This is a genomic window from Pseudomonas sp. SST3 (assembly GCF_003325755.1).
In genome coordinates, this window is record NZ_QORI02000170.1 from 1 (window position 1) to 3,590 (window position 3,590).

General features: G+C 56.1%; 3 protein-coding genes and 1 pseudogene. All 4 read left to right on the forward strand.

All coding sequences use genetic code 11. The features are described from left to right. The first annotated feature begins 32 nt into the window (after positions 1-32). Positions 33-554 (forward strand): DUF2846 domain-containing protein, encoded by a 522-nt coding sequence (locus tag DQ405_RS25920; protein ID WP_168426450.1) that lies wholly within the window; start codon positions 33-35, stop codon positions 552-554. Positions 555-746: 192 nt separating this feature from the next. After that, positions 747-1,311 (forward strand): annotated as a pseudogene (locus DQ405_RS25925) (nucleotidyltransferase family protein). Positions 1,312-1,479: 168 nt separating this feature from the next. Then, positions 1,480-3,009 (forward strand): hypothetical protein, encoded by a 1,530-nt coding sequence (locus DQ405_RS25930; RefSeq protein WP_168426451.1) that lies wholly within the window; start codon positions 1,480-1,482, stop codon positions 3,007-3,009. A gap of 156 nt (positions 3,010-3,165) precedes the next feature. Beyond that, a partial coding sequence (locus DQ405_RS25935) for a hypothetical protein (protein WP_168426452.1) occupies positions 3,166-3,590 on the forward strand: 425 nt, incomplete at its 3' end.

The following is a 3,590-nucleotide window of genomic DNA, read 5'->3' on the forward strand; positions in this document are numbered from 1 at the left end:
CGCCCATTGATCCACGTTCAAGGAATTCATGCATGAAGCGCTCTACGCTACTCTGGGCCAGCCTGTTCGCAGCCCTGGTCTCACTGACCGGTTGCATCAGCGGTCCGGACCTCAAAGGCCAACCGTTCTTCACGTCACCGGCTGAACCGCGTGCGGATGAGGCCACGGTTTACTTTTATCGCACGGCGGCGAGCATCGGTGGCGGGGTCGCCCCGACTATTCAGGTCGATGGCCGCACCATCGGCAGCTTGCCTTCCGGTAGTTTTTTCAAGGCCGGCATTCCCGCCGGCAAGCACAGCGTTGCCTCCACCTCGCCACCGATCATCAGCGGTATGGTTAACCAGCGTTTCGATATCACCGTTGAGAATGGCAAGGTGTATTACATCGCCGATCAACTCAGCACCTCTGACTACAAGGATGGGCAGACCTTGGGCGAAGTCGACGGCCGTCGTTTCAGCGGAACAATGTTTTACTCGCGCTACGCGCTTGTGCCTGCCGAGGAAGCGCTGCGTTCTATCAAGTGGTGCCAGGAGCTGCCGGCAACCGCACGGTAACCCCCCGCCCCACTTCATCAACATCCAACTCGCCGAGTCGTTTTACGCGGATTAGGAAGACGCGGCGAGTGGGCGAGCTATTGAGTGAAGGGATAGTCATCAGCCGAGGCAGGGCGCTTGGCGGGCAAGCTTGCTCCTACAGGAGTGCCATATTCAGGTGTTATGGTTGGCGCTGACGATGGAGGACTGAACATGACATTGACTGTCGACACCTTGCTCGAATTGGCCATGACCAATCCTATCAACGCGCAAATCACCGCGCGCCTGCCGGAGCTTGGTGTGCAGCAGTGCATGCTCACGGCGGGCTGTTTTGTTCCAGGCGGTGTGGAACCATCAGGCGAATCTGCCGGCGGCTCAGGGCGTGAAGGACTATGACGTTTTTTACTTTGACGAGGACCTGTCCTACGAGGCGGAAGACGCGGTAATTCGTGCGGCGCAGGTGCTATTCCAAGACCTGGGGGTGAATGTGGAGGTCAGGAATCAGGCGCGGGTGCACCTTTGGTATGGGCAGCGGTTTGGCCGGCCTTACCCGCAGTTGCATTCGGCTCGGCAGGGGGTTGACCGTTACCTGGTGGCGGGTACGTGCATTGCGCTGGATATTGCCTCGGGCGAGGTGTATGCGCCTTATGGCTTGGAGGATGTGGAGCAGGGTGTCTTGCGCATCAACCCTTTGCATCCGGAGCCGGCGCTGTTTTTGCACAAGGCCAGGAGTTATCAGGCGCGTTGGCCGTGGCTCAAGATTGTCGAGCCGGGCTGAGCCCCAATGCCGGCCAGTTAAGACGCAGCGCGGAAAAGGGGACGGGGAGTAATACAGGTATCATATAGTGGCTCTGTGCTACCTTTATTGAGGGCTGCACCTCGCCTTTGATGAAGCTGACTTACTCCCTCCTTCTACCCGCGATCTTGGAACGGTGACACGCAATGGATGCAAGCATTCAGCCGATTGAACTTTACGGCCACACCCTTGAGACACCGCAAAGCAAGCTTGATACAAACCAGGTCAGGCAAGCATTCTCGACGATTGCCGCGACGTGGTCGCAGAAAATCAATGCGGGCTTTTACGATCTGTTTTTCCAACCTGGATAGCGTCTACGAAGGCGGCGATGATCTAGCAGATAAGATCCGCCTCCAGGCAATAGGCCAAAGTATCAAGCTCACCGTGGCCCACGGGATCTACGATATCGACGAAGAGCGCTTCTACGACGCGTTCATGCAGCGCTACGACTCATGGGATGAAGATTTCGGCGTATTGGCCGAGCAATACGAAGCCATTGTCGAGCGTTCAGCCGAGGTGGATGCGCATCGCACCAATCGTCGCCGTGGTCGTCGCCAATGGGTAGGCTATGGTTCAGAGAAGGCGGTATACGATGCCGACGCCAAAAACCTGATGTCCAATATTGGTCATGGGGTATTCAACCTGATGGCCAAAGGGGTCAGCGCACTCGGCGACTCGTTTAAGAAAGACGAGATTTTCAAGCGCCCGGCAACGGTCAAGGCGTTCGCAGACGGTGCCAGCAATATCGTTAATGCGGCCTACCTTGCGACCCTCGATGCCATCAATGCCGATTCGCCCGGTAAGTTGCACAGCTATTCAAAGGACGAGATCAGAAAGTCCCAGGCGATTACCGAGAATATTGAAAAAGGCCTGATCCCCGACGAGGCCGTGTTGCCGTCGGCGGTCAAGGCGATCAGCGCTTATCCCTACAACGAGCGTATCTATCCGATCCTGCTACGAAAGTTTGGGGGTGATCAAGGGCGACTCGATGGTGTTGTGGAGTACTTCGGTATGGGCGGCCTGCTCAAGGAAAAGCAAGCTCTGATCCAGGAGCAATTGCGCCAGTGCGACCTCAGCACTGTGGAAAGTTTCAGCGCCAGTCGCCCGGACATCGAGCGCTATGCGCAATTTATCAATTATGAACGTTTCGATGAACACTGTGAGCGAGTGATCGAGAAAATCGTGGCGCGCGAGACGCAGGCAAGCGCGCTATCGGTTGTTACGCCTGTACTACCAGGCTCAGCGAAACGCGGCGGCTGCGGGTTGACCGTGGCGACTGCCGCCCAAGGTTTCAGGTCCAACGCCGATCACAAGTTCTATGTGGCGCCGGACTTGCCGACGAAGAAGGTCCTGACCTTCGAATCCAAGAACGCGTTGAACATTGCCAAGGACGAGGTGGTGTTCTTCTTCGACGAAACAGTGTTCGGCTCTGGCGACAAGGGCGTACTGGTTGATCTTGAGTACGTATACGTGCGCCTGCAATTCAAGGAGTCGCACCGCGTGGCACTTGCCGATATTGCCGACGTGACCATCAGCGGTCTAATGAATAAAAAGCTGACGATGGCCAAGCGTGACGGAACCAATGTGGATGTGGTGCTGACCCAAAGCAACAAAGGCGCGACCAGCCTAAGCGAAGCCATCCTCGGACTGGTGCGGTTGAGCAAGGCGGCGGTGAACTGATCTACCACGCCAATAATCTTTTGGGGCCTGGTTCTTTCCGACCTATGAGGTAGCGGCTGTGTGCCGCGCCTTACAAAATAGTTAATGGGTTCCACAAGGCGGCACCTTTAGGCGCACGCTGGGTGTTACCCCATTGGCAATACAAGGACGATGCACATGACCCTAGGCGATCTCGCTCAGATTCTGGAAGACCACTTCAGGCCCAAGGCCCGTGACATCACGCGCTTTGCAGGCACCGGCTACTCGTTTGAAGAGTGGTTCAACTGGGAACAATTCAGCGCGTTTACCGCTCTAGCGTTCGAGTGCAATCCCAAACCTGGCTACAGGACACACTTTACTGGCCACGCATCCGGCCAATTGGGTGACATCGCGATTTCGGCGAAGGATGGCACAACCTGGTTGGTGGAAACGTCGTTGGTGCATGCCTATACGCAAAACAAATGGAAAGCCAAAATCACAGAAGATCGGGCAAAACTCCAAGGCGCCGTTGCACAAGGGGTTCGCAAGGTTCAGCTAATGTTGTTGTGCAGTGATGTAGAAACAGACCTTCAGACCCAGTGGGCCTACTGGTTTGAGGATAT